We start from the raw sequence: 20370 nt of genomic DNA on the forward strand, positions 1-20370 counted from the left end.
GCGAAAACAAAAAATGCAGTGGACCCGAGAGAATGCACACAATGTTTTGCAGATTAAAGCGACTATGTCCTCTAATGAGTGGAATCTTTATGAAGCAAATATTGACAATGAGTTGATTCTAAAAGTTACTTAACGCTATCTAATATTTATGCTTCCTTACCATAAAACCCTTGGATTAAAAGCTTGACTTTGGAAGTAACTTGAATATGATTTGTTACCATAGTTTTAAATTAGACTGCATTAAGTGAAAACAAGTAAATTACTAAATTTTATTACAGAGGTTAGGTCTGAAGCATATAGGATTTCATGGCCTGTAATGAAAGATACAATGATGTCTTCGTTATTAGTGTTTATTGCGGTTATAATCTCATCACTGTTTTTTTTGATGATTGATGGAGCGATATATAAATCTATTAATTATGTATTAACATTAGGAGGATAGTTTTGGTTGCCAAATGGTATATAATTAATGTCCTGTCTGGGTATGAAAAAAAGGTTATTGATTTAATCAAAGAAAATGCGTTTAAAAAGCAAGTAGCGGATGCTTTTAAAGATTTTGTCGTTCCTATAGAAAATACAGTTGAAATAAAAAAAGGGAAAAAGGTTAATGCAGAAAAAAAGATTTTTCCTGGGTATATAATGGTTAATATGGAATTGAATGATCTTACCTGGAATATAGTAAAAAATACTCAGTATGTTGGAAAGCTTTTGGGTGGGAGTAATACGCCGTTAGCTATACCAGAGTTTGAAGTTAAAAGGGTTTTGATGCAAGTTGAAGAAGGTAAGGTAATCAAAGAGATGAAAAAGACTTTTGAGGTTGGTGAAAACGTTAAAATTATTAATGGTGTTTTTGAGACATTTAATGGTATTATTGAAGAAGTAGAGGATGAAAAGCAACGTTTAAAAGTTTTAGTTTCCATTTTTGGTAGAGAGACCCCTGTGGATTTGCATTTTGATCAAGTTGAGAAAAATATATAAATATATATAAATATATATAAATAAGGTAATAAAAGTGAAAAAAGTTATTGGAGAAATAAAGTTGCAAATTTTGGCTGGTAAGGCAAATCCTGCGCCACCAATTGGACCAGCGCTGGGGCAAAAAGGTTTGAATATTGCTGAATTTTGTAAGCAGTTTAACGAAAAGACTAAAAATGAAGATCCAAGTATGAAGTTGCCGGTTATTATAACTGCGTATGTAGATAGAAGTTTTTCCTTTGTGATAAAGTCTCCTCCTGTTTCAGATTTAATAAAAAAGTATGCTGGATTGCAAAAAGGTTCGTCAACACCAGGGAGAGAGAGTGCTGGTAAGCTTAAAAAGGAAGATGTTTTAAAGATTGCTGAAATGAAATTTGCTGATATGGGGTTAGATGAATTAGGTTTGGCCACAAAGGCGGTTGAAGGTACTGCTCGTTCAATGGGAGTTAATATAGTTGATTAAATATTTATAGGTAAAGCACATGGGGAAAAGAATTGAAAATGCAAAGAAGTTAATAGATAAAAGTAAAAATTATAGTTTGGATGAAGCTATATCATTCTTTTTAAAAGATTATTCAGAAAAGCATAGTGCGAAATTTGACGAAACTATTGAATTCATTATGAAATTAGGTGTTGATGCTAAGCAATCTGATCAAATGGTTAGAGGTGCTGTGGCTATGCCTCATGGACTTGGTAAAGAGAAGAAGGTTGTCGTTATAATTGAGTCATCTAGAATTAAAGAGGCGCAAAGTTCTGGAGCTGAAGAGGTTGGTAGTGAGGATTTAATCGAAAAAATTAAAGGTGGTTTTTTTGATTTTGATGTATGCGTATCTACCCCTGGTATGATGCCAAAAGTAAGTGCGATCGGTAAATTGCTTGGGCCAAAAGGACTTATGCCGAATCCTAAGCTTGGGACGGTTTCGGATGATATTAAATCCACAGTGCAGAATATTAAGAAAGGTCAAGTGGAATTTAGAGTAGATAAAAGTGGAATTATTCATGCTGGTATAGCAAAATTAGGATTTGAACAGAAAAAAATAAAAGAAAATATTATGGAATTATACAGCGCTGTTTTATCAGCGAAACCAGCAAAATCAAAAGGAATGTATATGAGAGATTTATTTTTATCTACAACTCATGGCCCATCAATAAAGCTTGACTTAAAGTCATTTGTGGTTTAGGCTCATCAGCCATGTTGTAATAGTAGAGTAACATAATTAAAGTATCAAAAGTGGATAGAATTAGTAAAGAAAAGTTGGTCGCGAGTTATTCAAAATTATTTAATGATTATGAAGCGATATTTTTAGTAAAAAATTCAGGATTATCTGTGTTAGATTCGAAATCTATAAGATCGCAGTTCAAGAAGATTGATTCGAAATTTATGGTCACCAAGAATAGTCTAGCAAAGATAGCTCTAAATGATACGAAATTTTCTAATGCTCAGGAATTTTTTAATGGGCCAGTTGTTGTTGCTTATTCGGATGATCCGGTATCTACTTCTAAATTGTTAGTAAAGTTATGCAATGATAATGATAAAATTAAAATTATAGGTGGTGCAATTTTAGATAGGCGACTTAATAAAAATGAAGTTGTGTCTTTATCTAAAATGCTTACTCAAAATGAAATTAGAGCGAAGATTGTGGGTTTAGTTAATGCTGCTGCAAGTAAAGTTGCACGAGTTCTGAGTGAGCCAAATGCAAAATTAGCTAGAGTTATAAAATCTTATGCTGAAAAACAATAAAATTTATAGGAGACTAAAATGGCTGAACTTGATAAAATAGTTGATCAATTATCAAAATTAACGGTAATGGAGGCGGCTGATCTAGCTAAGATGCTAGAAGATGCTTGGGGTGTTAGTGCATCCGCGCCTGTAATGGCTGCTGTAGTTACGCAAGGAGAATCTGGGCCTAAAGCACCGGAAGAAAAATCGGAATATGATATTATTTTAGAGTCTGCTGGAGATAAGAAAATTAATGTTATTAAAGAAGTTAAGGCAATTACGGGTCTTGGATTGAAAGAAGCAAAAGAGCTTGTTGAATCTGCTCCAAAGCCAATTAAATTGGCTGTCCCTAAAAGTGAAGCTGAAGAACTAAAGGGTAAATTAGAGGCTGCTGGAGCGAAAATAAGCTTAAAGTAATTGCTGATTTAGCTATTTATTGTTACTAATTTTCTTAATGAATTATCGTAGGTAAAAGAGTGTCTTCATATCTTTCTAAGAAGCGTATAAGGTATAGTTTTGGAAAAATTTCAAGCAATGTTAGTATACCAAATTTAATAAAAGTACAAAAACAATCTTACGAAGAATTTTTACAATTAGATGTACCTCGGAAAGATCGCCAAAAACAAGGTTTAGAAGAAGTTTTGCAATCAGTCTTTCAGGTAGGCGATGTAGAGGGTGAGGCAAAGCTTGAATACATAAACTACGATTTGGGTGAGCCTAAATACACTCCGGAAGAATGTATACAAAGGGGTGTTAATTATGCATCTCCTCTTAGAGTAAGTTTGCGTTTAATATTGTGGGATTGTGATTCAGATTTAGAAACAAAGGAAATAAAGGGAATAAAAGAGCAGGAAGTGTATATGGGTGATATCCCATTAATGACTGACAAAGGTACATTTATTATTAACGGAGCTCAAAGGGTTATAGTTTCGCAATTGCATCGTTCTCCCGGCGTTTTTTACACTCATGATGAAGGGAAAAATTCCAGTTCTGGGAAGTATATTTATTCTGCTAGAATTATACCGTATAGGGGTTCTTGGATTGATTTTGAATTTGATACTAAAGATATACTATACTTTAGAATAGATGGAAAAAGAAAAATTCATGTTTCAACATTACTCAGAGCGATAGGATATAGTAAGGATAAGCTTCTTGAAGAATTTTATAAATTTGTAAAGTATGAGTGGAAAAAAGGTTGTCTTGTAACTGAATTAGATCTTGGAAAATTTAGAGGAATGAAGATAGAGGAAAATGTAGTAGATGCTGATACAGGTGATATTATTTTTGAAAAGGGGATTAGAGTAACCCCAAGGTTATTAAAAACTTTTGAGGAAAATAAAGTAAAGAGAAATTATGTTGCAAGTGAAGATGAGATAAAAAGAAAATTTTTGGCCAAAGATATAGTTAATCCTAAAACTGGAGAGGTATTGCATGAGTCTACTCAAGAGGTAACGCAAGGGGTTATTGATGATGTTAAGGCTTTAGGGATTAATGAGATATATACTCTTGATATCAATAATGTTGATGCAGGTAGTTTTATGAGAGACACGATAGTGTTGGATAAAAATAAAGATGAAGATCAGGCATTGGCAGATATATATAAGGTGTTAAGACCGGGTGAGCCATCTACGCCAGAGGTTGCTAAGCAACTTTTTGAAAATATGTTTTTCGATAATGAGAAATATGATCTTTCACCAGTTGGAAGAATGAAGATTAACAAAAAACATGATTTAAATATTTCTAGTGATAATACTGCTCTTACCAAAGATGATATAGTTGTTGTTGTTAAGCATTTGTTACAGTTAAAATGTGGTAATGGTGGTGTAGATGATATTGATAGTCTTGCAAATAGAAGGGTTAGATCTGTTGGTGAGTTGGTAGAGAATCAATTTCGCATGGGGCTTGTGAAAATGCAAAAATCTATTCTTGACAGAATGTCATCTGTGGAAGTAGATAATATTATGCCTCATGATTTAGTAAATTCAAAAACACTGATGAGTTATATCAGGGAATTTTTTGGTATTTCGCAACTTTCACAATTTATGGATCAAACGAATCCATTAGCTGAAATTACACATAAAAGAAGACTATCAGCTCTTGGGCCTGGAGGTTTAACTAGAGAAAGAGCTGGGTTTGAAGTGCGGGACGTGCACGCAACCCATTATAGTAGGATATGTCCTATTGAAACTCCTGAGGGTCAAAACATAGGTTTGATAAGTTCATTGGCAACTTATGCAGATATTGACAAATATGGATTTATAGAAAGTCCTTATCGCAAAGTTAAAGATGGGTATATTACTGAAGAAATTATTCAACTGACTGCAATTGAAGAAGAGAGATATTATATCGCAAAATCGAGTATAGCATTGGATGAAGAAGGAAGGATAGTGGATGAGGTGGTTGTATGTCATAAAAAAGGTGAGGTAGTAAGTGTTTCTAGGGGTGAAGTTGACTTAATAGATGTTTCGCCACAACAATTAGTTTCAGTTGCTGCGTCGTTAATTCCATTTTTAGAAAACGATGATGCAAATAGGGCTTTGATGGGGTCAAACATGCAAAGGCAAGCAGTTCCATTAATTAAAAATGAAGCGCCTTTTATTGGGACTGGAATGGAAAAGGTGGTAGCTTGTGATTCTGGAACAGTAATTTTAGCTAAAAGAAGTGGAATTATAGATCAAGTAGATTCCAAAAGGATTGTTATAAAGGTAAAAGATACTCAAGAAAGTGATATATCAGGAGTAGATATATATACTTTAATTAAGCATTATAAGTCAAATCAGGGTACGTGTATAAATCAAAGGCCAATTGTAAAAGTTGGTGAATTTGTTAGGGCTGGAGATATTCTTGCGGATGGAGCTTCCACTGATATGGGAGAGTTGGCATTAGGGAAGAATATCTTAGTAGCATTTATGCCATGGAACGGCTATAATTTTGAAGATTCTATTTTATTATCTGAACGTTTAATAAAAGAGGATGTTTATACATCAGTTCATATAAATGAATATGAAGTAGTAGCGAGGGATACAAGATTAGGACCTGAGGAAATTACTAGAGATATACCTAATTTAAATGAAGAAAATCTAAATCAGCTTGATGAAACTGGAATAGTAAATATTGGAGCAGAAGTAAATCCTGGTGATATACTAGTTGGTAAGGTTACACCAAAGACTGAATCGCCATTAACTCCAGAAGAAAAGCTATTAAGAGCAATTTTTGGTGAAAAAGCTGCGGACGTAAGAAATTCATCGCTGAGAGTTCCTCCTGGTGAAAAGGGAGTGGTAGTTGATGTTAAAATATTTACTAAGCGAGGAGTACAAAAAGATGAAAGGGCTATTTCAATTGAAAGAAATGAGATTGAAAAATTTTCTAAAGATAAAGATGATGAAATTAAAATTATCGAAGATTATGTATTTAGCAGAGTAAAGGCGATTTTGTTAGGTAAAAAAATCAAAATTAAAGCTGGAAGTAATGTAATTATTGACGATGAATTTTTTGATAATTTAGCTAATAAAGATTTATTATCATTAGAGATTGAAGATCAGGAAGTTAAAAATGAAGTTAAAAAATTAGAAGAATTTTACGACAACTATTTGAAAAAGCTTGAAAAAGAGTACAAACATAGAGTTGAAAAATTACAAAGTGGTGATGATTTGCCGCAAGGTGTGTTGAAAATTGTAAAGATTTATGTAGCAAATAAATTGAAAGTGCAACCTGGTGATAAAATGGCTGGTAGACATGGAAATAAGGGCGTTGTATCAAAAATAGTTCCAATTGAGGAAATGCCGTTTTTAGAAGATGGTCAACCTGTAGATATAGTATTAAATCCACTTGGTGTGCCATCAAGGATGAACATAGGGCAAATTCTAGAAACACATCTAGGCTGGGCCTCTGTTGCTTTAGGTAAGAAAGTTTCATCAATTTTGGAGAAAAGTTTAAAGGATTATCAAGCATCAAATGAGCTAGAGCTAAGAAATAAGATAAAAGAAATTTATGATATTCAGCAAAAAAATAGTAAGAAAGTTAAAAGTTACATTGATGAACTGAAAGGTGATGATTTATTAGATTTGGCTCAAGATATTTCAAAAGGCGTAAAATTTGCAACTCCAGTTTTTGATGGTGCTAAGGAAAGTGAAATAAATAATATTTTAGAAAAAGCAGGACTAGAAAAATCTGGGCAAGTTAAATTAAGAGATGGTAGAACAGGAGAGTATTTTGATAGAAAAGTAACTGTAGGTTACATATATATGATGAAACTTGATCACCTGGTTGATAATAAAATTCATGCAAGGTCAATTGGGCCATATAGCTTAGTTACTCAGCAACCGCTTGGAGGTAAATCGCATTTTGGTGGTCAAAGATTTGGTGAAATGGAATGTTGGGCGCTACAAGCATATGGAGCTGCTTACACATTGCAAGAAATTTTAACGGTCAAATCAGATGATGTGTCAGGTAGAATCAAGGCTTATGAAGCGATTATTAGAGGAGAGAATTCATTCGAAGTTGGATTGCCAGAATCGTTTAAAGTTATGATAAAAGAGATTAGATCATTAGGTCTGAATATGGAAATAATAGAAAAAGAATAATTAGTAACAATTTAAAATATTTATAGAGGTAATAATCTGTGTTTAATTACTTAAACTCCCAAACTAATAAAGATTTTGACGCTATTAAAATATCTATAGCAAGCCCTGATCAAATTAGATCATGGTCTTATGGGGAAGTTAAAAGGCCGGATACTGTGAATTACAGGACTATAAAACCAGAAAATGGAGGATTGTTTTGTTCAAGAATTTTTGGACCAGTTAAAGATTATGAGTGCCTGTGTGGTAAATATAAAAGAATGAAATACAGAGGCACCGTTTGTGAAAAATGTGGTGTTGAAGTAACTACATCAAAGGTTAGAAGAGAGAGAATGGGGCATATTGAGTTAGCAACCCCTATAGTGCATATTTGGTTTTTAAGATCGTTACCATCTAGAATATGTACATTACTTGATATCAGTTTAAAAAAAATAGAAAAAGTTCTTTATTATGACGCGTATGTTATAAGTGATCCTGGTGTTACTAATTATGAGTATGGTCAATTAATTTCAGAAGAGGATTATTATAAGGCAATAGAGCATTATGGAGAGGATAGTTTTGAAGCTGGCATAGGCGCTGAGGTTATAAAAAAGATGCTAAAAAGCATTAATTTAAAAGAAGAAAAAGCGAAATTAAGAATTGAATTGTCAAAAACGAACTCAGAAACAACCAGAAAAAAAATAGTTAAGAGGCTGAAATTAGTTGAAAATTTTTTAGAATCTGGGAACAAACTTGAGTGGATGGTTTTAGAGGTTTTGCCGGTAATACCTCCAGATTTAAGGCCTTTAGTTATGCTTGATGGAGGTAGATTTGCCACATCAGATTTGAATGAATTATACAGAAGGGTGCTTAACAGAAACAACAGATTAAGCAGGTTGCTAGAACTTAAAGCGCCAGATATTATTATTCGCAATGAAAAAAGAATGCTTCAGGAATCTGTTGATGCACTATTTGATAATAGTAGAAAAAGCAAAGTAATCAAAGCATCAAATAAGAGACCTCTTAAGTCACTAGCAGATATGCTTAAGGGTAAACATGGTAGATTCAGACAGAATTTATTAGGAAAAAGGGTTGATTATTCAGGTAGATCTGTAATCGTAGTTGGAGCTGATTTAAAGCTTCATCAATGTGGATTACCAAAAAGAATGGCTTTAGAATTGATGAAGCCGTTTATATATTCAAAATTAGAGCTTTATGGAATTTCTACAACAATTAAGGCAGCGAAAAAAATAGTTGAAGAAGAAAGACCTGAGGTTTGGGATATTTTGGATGAAGTTATTAAAGAGCATCCAGTATTTTTGAATAGAGCGCCAACTCTTCACAGATTGGGCATACAGGCTTTTGAGCCAATACTCATTGAGGGAAAAGCAATTCAATTACATCCTTTAGTTTGTGCGGCCTTTAACGCTGACTTTGATGGTGACCAAATGGCTGTTCATGTTCCGCTTTCAATAGAGGCGCAGTTGGAGTCAAGAGTATTAATGATGTCTACTAATAATATTTTAGGATCTGCGAATGGAGAACCTGTAATCGTTCCGACGCAAGATATAGTTTTAGGTATTTACTATTTATCGTTGCAATTTGAAAATCAAAAAGGTGAAGGCATGTGCTTCGGAAATTTAAGTGAAGTAGAGCATGCTGTGGACGCTGGGAAATTATCCATTCACGCAAAAATTAGATTTAGAGTCAAATTAAATTCTGAAAATGAGGGAAGGGACTCCGTGATAATAGATATTACTCCTGGTAGATTGTTTATTACTGAGTTATTACCTAAGGAATCTCAAATTGGCTATGAGCATGTTAATAAAATCATGACCAAAAAGGAAATATCAAACTTAATAGATGTTGTTTACAGAAGTTGTGGACAGAAAAAAACTGTGATATTTGCCGATCATTTAATGGGTTTAGGTTTTAAATATGCTTGTCAATCAGGTATATCAATTGGTAAAGACGATATTGTTGTGCCAGAAAGTAAAAGTTTTCATATTAATAACTCACTTAAGAAGATTAGAGAGTATGAGGAGCAATATTCTGATGGTCTAATTACGTCTGGCGAAAGATACAACAAAGCTATAGATGAATGGACTAGATGTACTGATGTAATAGCGTCAGATATGATGAAAAAATTATTTGATCCTAATGATCCAAGTAATAAATATAATACTTTTGAATCTTTAAACAGCATATATATTATGTCTGATTCCGGAGCTAGAGGGTCACCAGCTCAAATGAGACAATTAGCTGGAATGAGAGGATTGATGACTAAGCCTTCAGGTGAAATTATCGAGACCCCAATTATATCTAATTTTAAAGAAGGATTGAATGAATTAGAGTACTTTATTTCTACTCACGGTGCAAGAAAGGGTCTTGCAGATACAGCGCTGAAAACTGCGAATTCTGGTTATTTAACTAGAAAATTGGTAGATGTTGCTCAAGATTGTATTGTAATCGAAGATGATTGCGGGACGAAGCATTCTATTTTAGTGAGAGAAAGAATAGAGAATGGAGAGGTGATTATACCTTTAAGAGAACTTGCGCTAGGTAGAGTATTAGCGGAAGATTTATATGCGCCAGAAAAGAGCTCAATTTTAGTTAAAAAAGGCAAGTTAATTGATGAGAGTGTAATGTCTGTTATTGAGCAAAATAATATAGGGGCTCTAAAAATTAGATCCGTATTAACATGCGAAACTAAAAATGGGGTTTGTAGTAGCTGTTATGGAAGAGATTTAGCGAGAGGACAAATAGTTAATTTAGGAGAAGCTATTGGAGTAATTGCTGCACAGTCTATAGGAGAACCTGGTACCCAGTTAACTATGAGAACATTCCACATTGGTGGAGCTGCGCAAAAAATTGCGAGTAAGTCTGATATTATTACTTCCTATTCTGGCTCAATAAAATTTGAAAATTCTACTATTATTCAGAACAGTACTGGAACTAAAATTAACATGAGTAGAAATTGTGAGCTTGTAATACTTCATGGCAAAAAGGATGAGAAATTCAGGTGCAAAGTGCCTTACGGTGCTAGAGTATTATTTGATGATATGGATAAAGTAAGGGCAGGTGATAAAATAGCAGAATGGGATCCATTTACTCTTCCTATTATGACAGAGGTTACTGGATACGTTTCATTTGTAGATCTACAGGATTCTGTATCTGTAAAAGAGTTTCAAGATGACATAACGGGAATTACTAATAAGGTTGTAATAGATGCTAAGCAAGGTTCCAAAACCTCAAGTTTACGACCAAGAATTGTTATCAAAGACAGTGAAGGAAATACTATAAAATTGAGTAACGGTTCAGAAGCAAGATATTTCTTACCTGTTAATGCAAGCATAAGTGTTTATGATAATCAAAAAGTTGAGGTTGGTGATATATTGGCAAAAATGCCGAAGGAATCGTCAAAAAGTAGAGATATTACCGGTGGTTTACCAAGGGTGGTAGAGTTATTTGAAGCTCGTCAACCTAAGGAAGTGGCGGTATTAAGTGAGATAGATGGTTATGTTGAGTATGGACAGGACTATAAATTTAAGAGACGATTAATAGTCAGATCGAAAGATGGTGAAGTTAAAACAGAATATTTTATTCCTAGGGGTAAGCATATATCTGTAAATGAAGGTGATTACGTGTTGAAAGGTGAGATGCTACTTGATGGTGATCCATCACCCCATGATATATTGCGTATTCTTGGGAAAGAGGAATTCGCAAATTATATGATTGATGAAGTGCAGCAGGTTTATAAATTACAAGGCGTAAGAATTAATAATAAGCATATTGAAGTGATATTAAAACAAATGCTTAAAAAAGTGGAAATAACAGATCCAGGTGAAACAACATTTATTGCTGGAGAACAAGTAGATAACGAGTATTTTGAGCAAATTAATAAAAAAGCTAAAAAAGAGAAATACGCACCTGCTCAGGCTGTAGGAATTTTACAAGGAATAACAAAATCCTCATTGCAAACTAATTCTTTCTTATCTGCTGCATCATTCCAAGAAACTATAAAAGTGTTAACTGAGGCTGCAGTTTCTGCTAAATCAGATCATTTAATTGGATTAAAAGAAAATGTAATAGTTGGCAGATTAATTCCTGCAGGTACTGGATTTTATATGAATAGATTAAAGAAAAAATACAACGACGTTAGCACAAATTAATTTTGGAGTGAAAAATCTTTCCTTGTTGACTTTTTGCGATATTGTAACTAATTTACGTATAAATGTGTCCTTAGCTCAGCTGGACAGAGCAACAGCCTTCTAAGCTGTGGGTCGGAGGTTCGAATCCTCCAGGACACACCATTTGAACATTTTGATATGTTTCTTTACGAAAAAAATATATATAAAAATTTATTTTTTCCATTTTTGTTAATAACTTTTGCTATTTGTGGAATAGCATGGATAGTTCAATCAATTAGATATTTAGAAATTATATTGAGTCAAGGAGCAAGAATATTAGATTTTATTAGTCTGACAATATGCCTCATTCCATTATTGCTATTTATTATATTGCCGGTATCCTTACTTTTTACTGTATTATATGTATATAAAAAATTTTTATACGACAGTGAAATAATAGCTTTATACTCATTGGGCATAACTAGAATTAATGTAGTTAAACCGTTTATGAAATTTTCTGTTTTGGTTGTAATTATCCACCTATTAATTTCATTTTATATATTGCCCATTAGTTCCAATAAATTTAAGAATTTAAAATTTAGCATTAACCAAAATTCAATTGTAAACCTCCTACAATTTAATACTTTTATATCAAAGATAGCAGGGTTAACAATATTTATTGAAAAAAAAGAAGGGGATAACTTGCTCAAAAATATATTAGTTAATAATTCTAAGAACACAGATAAGGATATCACCTTTATAGCTAGCTCTGGAAAATTTTATTATGATAAAGCAGTTTATAAACTCATCCTTTATGATGGAACGAAGTTGGAATTTCAGAATAATAAACAAAGATACTCTATGATTAAATTCTCTGAATTTACTGTGGATTTAGATCAAGGGGAAAAATCTAATGGCAAGTTAATTGATGATAGTTATGAACTTACTGTCCCTGAATTGCTCTTTTCCAATAACATTCCTAATAACAGGCTGGAAAAATTCAGGGCCCAAGGTAATTTTAGATTGATATGGCCGTTAACCTCAATATCAATTACTATTAGTGCTCTATATTTTTTAACACGAAGAGAAGAAAATAGAATGCAAAATTTTAAATTGAGTTTTTATACTTTTTTTTCAGTAATATTGATTATAGGCTTTAATTTGTCATTTTATATATTTAATCTAATCAGTTATAAATACTATCTTGTTGTATATATGTTTAATATTATACTACCCTTGATTTTATATTATAAATTATATGAGAATAATAAAAAAAAAATTAGCGCTGATTAGTGAGGAAATTTAAAATTTATGCCTGAGTCTTAGAGCTAAAGCCAGTGTTCCCTCATCAATATAATCTAACTCTGTTCCAATAGGTATACCATTTGCCAATCTTGATATTTTGAGATCCATATTTTCTAATAATTTTGCAATATAGTGGGCTGTTGTTTGTCCCTCAAGTGTCGAATTTGTCGCAATAATTACCTCCTTTATTTGATGATTATCGACTCTTATTTGAAAATTATTGAAATTTAAATTTTTAGGCCCTACACCCTCGATAGCAGATAATGTTCCACCTAAAACATGGTACATTCCATAATAAATTTTACTTTTTTCAATTGCCCATAAATCTGATATATTTTCAACTACACATAAAGTAGTTTTATCTCTTTTATTGCTTAAACAAATTTCACATGGGTTTGAGACATCAATGTTAAAACAAATATTGCAAGTTTGAATTTCTGCGAATGCGTTTTCCAAAAGCTGTGAAAATTTCAGCATATTTTCTTTATTTTGAATTAAATGTAAGGCAATTCTTTTAGCTGATTTAGGTCCCAAGCCAGGCAATTTAGAAAAAGTCTTTATTAATTGTTCTAAAGAATTTATTTGCATTTTGCTGAATTAAGGATAATTGACATTGTCTAAATGAGCACCACCATCTAATGATATAATTTGGCCAGTAACAGATTTATTTTCTACTATAAAATGAATTGTATTGCAAATTTCTTCAATAGTACCACTATGACCAAGAGGGTTATTACAGAAAGTTTTTTGAAAATTTTCCTCACTTTGGTTGTAATTTTTCATTATTTGTCCAAGTGCTATGCCATTAACTCTAGCCTTAGGAGCGTAGATTTTTGCTGATAACCTTGTGAAATCAGCAAGCATCCGTTTACTAAAATAGTATGAAGTAAAATTTTTAGGCAATTTATAAATAATGCTATCTAGTATATTTATAATATTAATCTGATTATCGAAGATATTCGTATCTAAAATTGTTTTAATAATTAATGATGGAGCTATGAAATTAATTTTCATTGTGGTAATAAAATTTTCTTGATTTAAGTCATGTAAAGAATCCATTTCAAAAATTGATGCATTATTGATAATTAATCCTATAGAAAGTCCTTGCTTAAATAAATTATGAACTTGATTTTTAGAAAAATCATTTTGGTATAAAATGCATTTTCTTCCTAATAAAATTATGGATTCTTGCAATTTAAAAGCTTCATTATATGAGCTGTTATAGTGAATTATAATATCCCAGCCGTTCTTTGCTAAAAAAATTGCTATATTTCTTCCAATTCTTTTGGCTGATCCTGTGATTAGTGCGTAAGGCAATTGCTTATATGTTAAGTTAATGCTAACATGTTTACATAAACTTTATATTGTATAATGAAAATTTAAATTATTAAACATTTTAATGAATGAAGTAGATTTTTTACCAAGCGTTTTGATTCTTTTAGCATCGTCGATTGTAGTGGTAGTTTTGTTACACAAGCTCAAAACTAGTCCAGTATTAGGATATCTAGTTGCTGGTGCAATAATCAATGCATATGGATTAATAAAGGAGCCAGAATATGCACATTCCTTAGCGGAATTTGGAATTGTATTTCTTTTGTTTATAATCGGTCTAGAACTTTCATTTGATAGGCTTATAAAAATGCGACTCCATGTTTTTGGTTTTGGAGGTCTTCAAGTTATCCTGACATCGTCTGCAATAGCGTTTGTATTGCATAAATTTTTTAATTTTTCGACATCAATATCTGTAGTAATTGGAGGTGCCTTAGCATTGTCTTCTACTGCAATAGTATTGCAGGTTATTTCTGAAGCAGGTAGGCAATCGAGCCAAGTCGGAAGGCTATCATTATCAGTACTGCTTATGCAAGATTTAGCAGTAGTACCGTTGCTTGCAGTTATGCCATTACTTGCAGATAAAAATGAGCATATTATGCAAGTAATAGGCATATCTGGGTTAAAAGCACTAGGGGTTATAGCTATGATAACCATATTTGGAAGATTATTTTTAAGGCCATTTTTCTCATTAGTTGCATCCGTAAAAACTGATGAAGTATACGTGACTACAGCATTATTAATTGTTTTAGGGGCTGCTCATATCACAAGTATGCTAGGCTTATCATCTGCAATGGGTGCATTTATAGCAGGCATATTAATAGCTGAAACAGAATACAGAAATCAAATAGAAGATAGTATACATCCATTTCAAGGGTTATTTTTGGGACTATTTTTTTTAAGTGTTGGTATGTCAATAGATGTGGAATTTATAAAAGAAAAATATAAGGCTGTGTTACTCGCTGCATTTGCCTTAATACTTATCAAAGCAACAATAATATTCATTCTTTGTAAATTATTTAGATTGAGGTGGGGCGCTACAATTCATTCAGCTTTATTATTATCTCAGGGTAGTGAATTTGCATTTATATTGTTTAATCTAGCTGCTAGCAAGGGTATCATTGATTCCAAAACGTCTGAGTTTATGCTAATGGCGGTAGCTGTGTCAATGGGGATAACACCTTTACTTGCAATGGTAGGCTCTAAAATTGAAGATAGACTCGATTTAGAAGAAGAACTTGACAGTAACCAGGAATTTAAGGGAATTAGTGATTTAAGTGATCATGTAATAATTGCTGGATTTGGAAGAGTAGGTAGAATAGTAGCTTATATGCTCAATAGAGAACAAATGAATTACATAGCAGTAGAAAGTAATGCCAGAATTGTTAAAAAAGCTAAACAGCAGGGGTTTCCTGTGTTTCAAGGTGAAGTAAGTGACACTAACACTTTGCAGGCGTTGGGTATAAAAAGAGCTAAGGCAATGATTTTAACTATGAGTGATAGAGTGACACTGAGAAAAACTACTAAAAAAGTAACTGTAGACTACAAAGACGTTAGAATAATTTCAAGAGCAGAAGATTATAAGCATAGTAAAGATATAAGAAAATTAGGAGCGGAAAGTGCAATTCCAGAAAGAATTGAAGTTGGTCTACAGTTAGGAGGGGTTGCTCTGGAAAATTTAGATTCTGTAAAGCATAATATTCTTGCTATAAAAGAGGAAATAAGAAAGAATAATTATTCAAAAATAGAGGAAAATGAATTATTTAAGTGCTAACTTAATTTTGATAGCTAAATGATTCCACAGAGATTGGTAAATTTTGCATTGTTATGCCATCAAGCCTTTAGTAAAGGTCTTTTGCTTTTCAGTTGCACGGTGCTGGCTATCATTATTGCCAACACAAAATTTGCCTCTTTATATCATCGCTTTATTGAGCAGAATTTTCAAATATCACTAGGATCGAGTTCTTTTTCACTATCAATTCACGCATGGATAAATGAATTTCTTATGGCGCTCTTCTTTTTGGTGGTTGGAATGGAGATTAAGAGAGAGATGATTGATGGTCATTTAAAAAGTAAATCTCAAAGAATCTTACCAATTGTGGCAGCTTGTTTTGGAGTGATATTTCCGGTGTTGATTTATATAGCTTTCAATTACCATGATGAAATTGCCATGCAAGCCTGGGCAATCCCAGCAGCAACAGACATAGCTTTCGCACTTGGTGTTTTTGCAGTTTTTGGCAGAAAATTACCACTTGCCCTGAGAGTATTCCTGACAGCACTTGCCATAATTGACGACTTAATCGCGGTTATTATAATAGCCTTATTTTATAGTGGTACTTTATATCTAAGTTATTTTATTCCAATTACTCTATGTTGCTTACTTCTGTATTTACTAAATAGGGCAAAAATTTCTGCGCTGGAACCTTACTTAATAATTGGAATATTCATGTGGTATTTCTTTTTTAAATCTGGAATTCACTCTACAATTTCTGGCGTTATACTCGGCATGTTTATTCCAGTAAAAGTATCAAATAATAACTTTCCACTAAAAAGGCTTGAGAAAGTATTAGCTCCATATGTTGAGTATTTAATTTTGCCTTTGTTTGCATTTTCTAATAGCGGCATTTGTTTTGGCTCAATTAATTTAGCTTCTTTGCATCATTCGGTTGTTATGGGAATTGTATTGGGATTACTGGTAGGTAAGACATTTGGAATTTCATTGGCGGTACATATTTTAAAAGCTTTAAAGATTATTATATTGCCAGAAAACGTACAAATGAAACATTATTATTACATATCAGTGCTTTGTGGTATAGGATTTACAATGAGCCTATTTATTGCATTAATTGCTTTTGAAAATAATTTAATATACTTGGAATTAGCAAAGATAGGTATAATACTAGGATCGTTGATTTCAACAATAGCGGTGGTAGTGCTAATGAAAATTTTTAAGGAGTGATGGGTGTATCTGATGATTAAGAATTTTGAATGGAAAATTGCCAAAAGATATATCGGCTACAATAATAAATTTATTTCCTTAGTAAGTTATTTGGCGACTATTGGCATTGCTCTTGGTGTGATGACGTTAATAATTGTTATGTCGGTGATGAATGGATATGAAGTGGAGCTAGTTAAAAAAATACTAGGAATTAATGGCCATATAACTGTAAGTAAATATGATCAAAAAATTTCAAATTATAATAAACTTATAGGTTATATCGAAAATATAGAAAACGTTGAATATGTTGCGCCATTGATAACGGGACAGGCCCTAGCTGAGAGTAATAAAAATTCCACAGGTGTATTAGTTAGAGGAATGAATTTTGATTCATTAAATAAAAAACCCATTATGCAGCATGCTTTTATTGTAAAAAATGAGCAATCTAAATTTGATAAAAATGAAATTTATATCGGCAACGCACTAGCTAAAAATTTAGGTTTACATCTAGGTGATAAAATGAGATTGATAGTGCCGAAATTTGATACCACAATACTTGGAGCAATCCCTAAAATTAAAACTTTTTATATTTCTGGAATATTTGATGTAGGGATGTATGAATATAACGCAAGTACTGTTTTTATACCAATCGATACTGCGCAATTGTTGTTTAATGCTAATAAATCTATTACGGAAATTGAGATTATATTGGATAATGTAAAAAATATTGAAAAAGTGAAAAGAGCTATTATAAAAGATATTCCAGACCAAGATATATTGATTACTGATTGGGGGCTTGCTAATCAATCATTAATCAATGCCTTGAGAGTTGAGCGAAATACAATGTTTCTGATTCTGGTACTTATAATTATGATAGCGGCATTTAATATCATTTCTGGGCTTGCAATGTTAGTTAAGGAAAAATATAAAAGTATAGCTATACTTAGGGCAATTGGTGCATCTCGTAGCTCTATAATAAAGATATTTGTTCTGGCTGGTGCTTTCTTAGGCTTCGTTGGTATTATGTCTGGTTCTATACTTGGCATTCTATTTGTCATTAACATTGAGCGCATTAAACAAATATTAGAATCAACAACAGGTGCTACTTTGTTTGACCCTATGATTTATTTTTTAACTTCATTACCATCAGAACCAGATGTGGCCGAAATTATTAGCATAATTGTCATATCAATGTTATTATCACTAGTTGCAACAATATATCCTGCCTGGAAAGCTGCAAAAATGCTACCTGCAGAAGCTTTAAGATATGAATAAATAAGATATGTCCAATTTCATTAGCACATTACAAAATAGAGGCTTTATATACCAGGCAACAAATTTAGAAGAACTAGAGAAAAAAGTCTCTGGTAATAAAATAAAAGCATATATAGGCTTTGATTGCACTGCAAAATCATTACACGTAGGAAGTTTAATTCAAATTATGATGCTAAGATGGCTACAAAAATTTGGGCACCAACCCATTATTCTACTTGGTGGTGGCACAACGAAAATCGGAGATCCATCTGGTAAGGATGAAGCAAGAAAGATGCTAGGGTATAATGATATAGAAGAAAATAAAAAATCATTAAAAAAAGTATTCAACCAATTTTTGAATTTTGATTCAGAGAATAAAGCCATTATTTTAGACAATGATGAATGGTTGAGCGAACTGCAATATTTAGAATTTTTAAGAGATTTTGGTAAGCATTTTTCAATCAATAGGATGATAAATTTTGAAAGTGTCAAGATGAGGCTGGATAGAGAGCAATCACTAAGCTTTTTAGAATTTAATTATATGCTTCTTCAGGCCTTTGATTTTTATCATTTATACAAGGAACAGGAGTGCATATTACAGATGGGAGGCTCTGATCAGTGGGGCAATATTATAAATGGCGTTGAGTTAATTAGAAAAAAGCTAGGTGATGAAGTTTTTGGGCTTACGTCACCACTCCTTACGACTAATAGTGGTGCAAAAATGGGAAAAACCGAAAGTGGTGCAGTTTGGTTAAACGACGATATGCTGTCTTCGTATGAATATTGGCAATTTTGGAGAAACACTGAGGATGCAGATGTGGTAAAATTTTTAAAGTTATTTACTGAGCTGCCACTGGACGAAATTGATAAGCTCTCAAAATTAACTGGAAAAGAAATAAATAATACTAAAATTATCCTAGCAGATGAAGCAACGAAATTATGTCATGGAATTGAGGCATCTATCAATGCAAAAATAACATCTCAAAAAACTTTTGAAGATAATAGTATTGGTGATAATTTACCAAAATTTAACATTACTTTGAATGATATAAGTGGTGGTTTTCCTTTGTTTAAGCTGTTAGTTTCATCTGGTTTATGTGAATCTAACGGTGCTGCAAGAAAATTAATCCAAGGAAATGGCGTTAGGATTAATAATGCCATTATAAACGATATTAATTACATGATTCAACAAAGTGATTTTAATGATAATAAAATGAAGCTTTCAACCGGAAAGAAAAAACACATGTTAGTGCAATTTTAACTTGACTAAAATTGTGGAAAGTTTTAGTCTTGCAGAAAATGATAGAGTCAATTAATATGAGTAAAAATACCTTTTCGAAAGTTTTTATAGCGCTTTTTGTTGTAATTTTTATGTCTGGCTGTGCTAGGGATTTATCAAATAGCATGTATGTTAGTGATTCAACAACAAACTTTACTCTTGAGGGACAAATTGTTTCGGTTCGTCCTGTGACAGTTAAGGATTCTGATAGATTACAAGGTAATACAACTGGCCTTGTAACTGGTGCCTTAGTTGGTGGGGTAGCTGGAAGTGGAATAGGTGGGGGCTCTGGAAGAGTAGGTGGTGCAGTTTTAGGTGGTTTGGTTGGAGCAGCTATGCAAGATTCACTTAGTACCAGTAAAGGCTTAGAGTATGTTGTTAAAGTTGATATCTCTCATGTTAAGGATAATTATTATGAAGGGAATGTTGCTTTAAGAAATGTTATTGCTACTGCAAGGGTTAATGGTATGTTAACGGTGGTGCAATCTGAAAAAGATCCATTACAAAAAGGACAAAAAGTTTATGTGGTTTTCTCAGATAATCGCACGAGAGTTATTCCTGCTCAGTAATAATAAGTAGGACATAAATTTTGTGAGCAAAATGTCATTCAAAAATAAGCTTTTAGCTATAGTTGCTTTTGATGTTTGCAAGTTGTGCGCCTATTACCACTAGGCAAACATCTAACTATAAAGAAGTTATTGCCAAGTATAATACGATGGTCTTACGGAAGCATAAATATTAGATAGCGTTAAGCAACTTTTAGAATCAACTCATTGTCAATATTTGCTTCATAAAGATTCCACTCATTAGAGGACATAGTCGCTTTAATCTGCAAAACATTGTGTGCATTCTCTCGGGTCCACTGCATTTTTTGTTTTCGC

The 20370-nt window shown here is 32.6% G+C and carries 16 protein-coding genes and 1 tRNA gene; 15 read left to right on the forward strand and 2 right to left on the reverse strand.

Features of this window, described 5'->3' with window-relative positions; all coding sequences use genetic code 11:
* The first annotated feature begins 244 nt into the window (after window positions 1-244).
* The 10 genes from secE (at window position 245) to L8D11_RS00050 (ending at window position 12677) form a co-directional block, all read left to right on the forward strand.
* Complete coding sequence (gene secE, locus L8D11_RS00005) at window positions 245-442, forward strand: preprotein translocase subunit SecE (protein ID WP_236869626.1); 198 nt, start codon at window positions 245-247, stop codon at window positions 440-442.
* Between the two features lie 2 nt (window positions 443-444).
* Window positions 445-978, forward strand: a complete 534-nt coding sequence (nusG, locus tag L8D11_RS00010) for a transcription termination/antitermination protein NusG (protein WP_236869627.1) — start codon at window positions 445-447, stop codon at window positions 976-978.
* A gap of 34 nt (window positions 979-1012) precedes the next feature.
* The gene (gene rplK / locus L8D11_RS00015) at window positions 1013-1438 is read left to right on the forward strand and encodes a 50S ribosomal protein L11 (RefSeq protein WP_236869628.1); all 426 of its coding nucleotides are present in this window, start codon (window positions 1013-1015) and stop codon (window positions 1436-1438) included.
* A 19-nt stretch (window positions 1439-1457) separates the two neighbouring features.
* Window positions 1458-2156, forward strand: coding sequence for a 50S ribosomal protein L1 (gene rplA, locus L8D11_RS00020; protein WP_236869629.1), 699 nt, complete (start codon window positions 1458-1460; stop codon window positions 2154-2156).
* A 50-nt stretch (window positions 2157-2206) separates the two neighbouring features.
* Window positions 2207-2716 carry a 50S ribosomal protein L10 gene (gene rplJ, locus L8D11_RS00025; protein WP_236869630.1) on the forward strand — a complete coding sequence of 170 codons (510 nt, stop codon included), beginning with the start codon at window positions 2207-2209 and terminating at the stop codon, window positions 2714-2716.
* A gap of 18 nt (window positions 2717-2734) precedes the next feature.
* Window positions 2735-3112 carry a 50S ribosomal protein L7/L12 gene (gene rplL / locus L8D11_RS00030; RefSeq protein WP_236869631.1) on the forward strand — a complete coding sequence of 126 codons (378 nt, stop codon included), beginning with the start codon at window positions 2735-2737 and terminating at the stop codon, window positions 3110-3112.
* 59 nt (window positions 3113-3171) lie between these two features.
* A complete protein-coding gene (rpoB, locus tag L8D11_RS00035) occupies window positions 3172-7278 on the forward strand; it encodes a DNA-directed RNA polymerase subunit beta (RefSeq protein ID WP_236869632.1) in 4107 nt (1368 codons plus the stop codon).
* A gap of 38 nt (window positions 7279-7316) precedes the next feature.
* A complete protein-coding gene (gene rpoC, locus L8D11_RS00040; RefSeq protein WP_236869633.1) occupies window positions 7317-11426 on the forward strand; it encodes a DNA-directed RNA polymerase subunit beta' in 4110 nt (1369 codons plus the stop codon).
* Between the two features lie 64 nt (window positions 11427-11490).
* Window positions 11491-11567: transfer RNA gene (locus L8D11_RS00045), tRNA-Arg, on the forward strand.
* Window positions 11568-11582: 15 nt separating this feature from the next.
* Window positions 11583-12677 (forward strand): LptF/LptG family permease, encoded by a 1095-nt coding sequence (locus L8D11_RS00050; protein ID WP_236869634.1) that lies wholly within the window; start codon window positions 11583-11585, stop codon window positions 12675-12677.
* Window positions 12678-12686: 9 nt separating this feature from the next.
* Here L8D11_RS00050 and recR read toward each other — a convergent pair whose 3' ends face one another.
* The gene (recR, locus tag L8D11_RS00055; protein WP_236869635.1) at window positions 12687-13277 is read right to left on the reverse strand and encodes a recombination mediator RecR; all 591 of its coding nucleotides are present in this window, start codon (window positions 13275-13277) and stop codon (window positions 12687-12689) included.
* Between the two features lie 9 nt (window positions 13278-13286).
* Window positions 13287-14006 carry an SDR family oxidoreductase gene (locus L8D11_RS00060; protein ID WP_236869636.1) on the reverse strand — a complete coding sequence of 240 codons (720 nt, stop codon included), beginning with the start codon at window positions 14004-14006 and terminating at the stop codon, window positions 13287-13289.
* A gap of 82 nt (window positions 14007-14088) precedes the next feature.
* Between L8D11_RS00060 and L8D11_RS00065 the strand changes: the two genes are divergently transcribed.
* Genes L8D11_RS00065 through L8D11_RS00085 form a run of 5 tightly spaced genes read left to right on the forward strand, consistent with a single transcriptional unit; the run spans window position 14089 to window position 20058 of the window.
* Entirely contained in the window at window positions 14089-15792 is a 1704-nt protein-coding gene (locus L8D11_RS00065) for a cation:proton antiporter domain-containing protein (RefSeq protein ID WP_236869637.1), read from the forward strand.
* An 18-nt stretch (window positions 15793-15810) separates the two neighbouring features.
* Window positions 15811-16977 carry a Na+/H+ antiporter NhaA gene (gene nhaA, locus L8D11_RS00070; RefSeq protein ID WP_236869638.1) on the forward strand — a complete coding sequence of 389 codons (1167 nt, stop codon included), beginning with the start codon at window positions 15811-15813 and terminating at the stop codon, window positions 16975-16977.
* Between the two features lie 12 nt (window positions 16978-16989).
* Window positions 16990-18231 (forward strand): lipoprotein-releasing ABC transporter permease subunit, encoded by a 1242-nt coding sequence (locus L8D11_RS00075; RefSeq protein ID WP_236869639.1) that lies wholly within the window; start codon window positions 16990-16992, stop codon window positions 18229-18231.
* A 7-nt stretch (window positions 18232-18238) separates the two neighbouring features.
* Window positions 18239-19471: a tyrosine--tRNA ligase gene (gene tyrS, locus L8D11_RS00080; RefSeq protein WP_236869640.1), complete on the forward strand. Its 1233-nt coding sequence runs from the start codon at window positions 18239-18241 to the stop codon at window positions 19469-19471.
* Between the two features lie 56 nt (window positions 19472-19527).
* A complete protein-coding gene (locus tag L8D11_RS00085) occupies window positions 19528-20058 on the forward strand; it encodes a hypothetical protein (RefSeq protein WP_236869641.1) in 531 nt (176 codons plus the stop codon).
* The last annotated feature ends 312 nt before the right edge of the window (window positions 20059-20370 follow it).

It is taken from the genome of Candidatus Bandiella numerosa (genome assembly GCF_021811875.1).
Taxonomy (GTDB): Bacteria; Pseudomonadota; Alphaproteobacteria; order Rickettsiales; family Midichloriaceae; genus Aquirickettsia; species Aquirickettsia numerosa_A.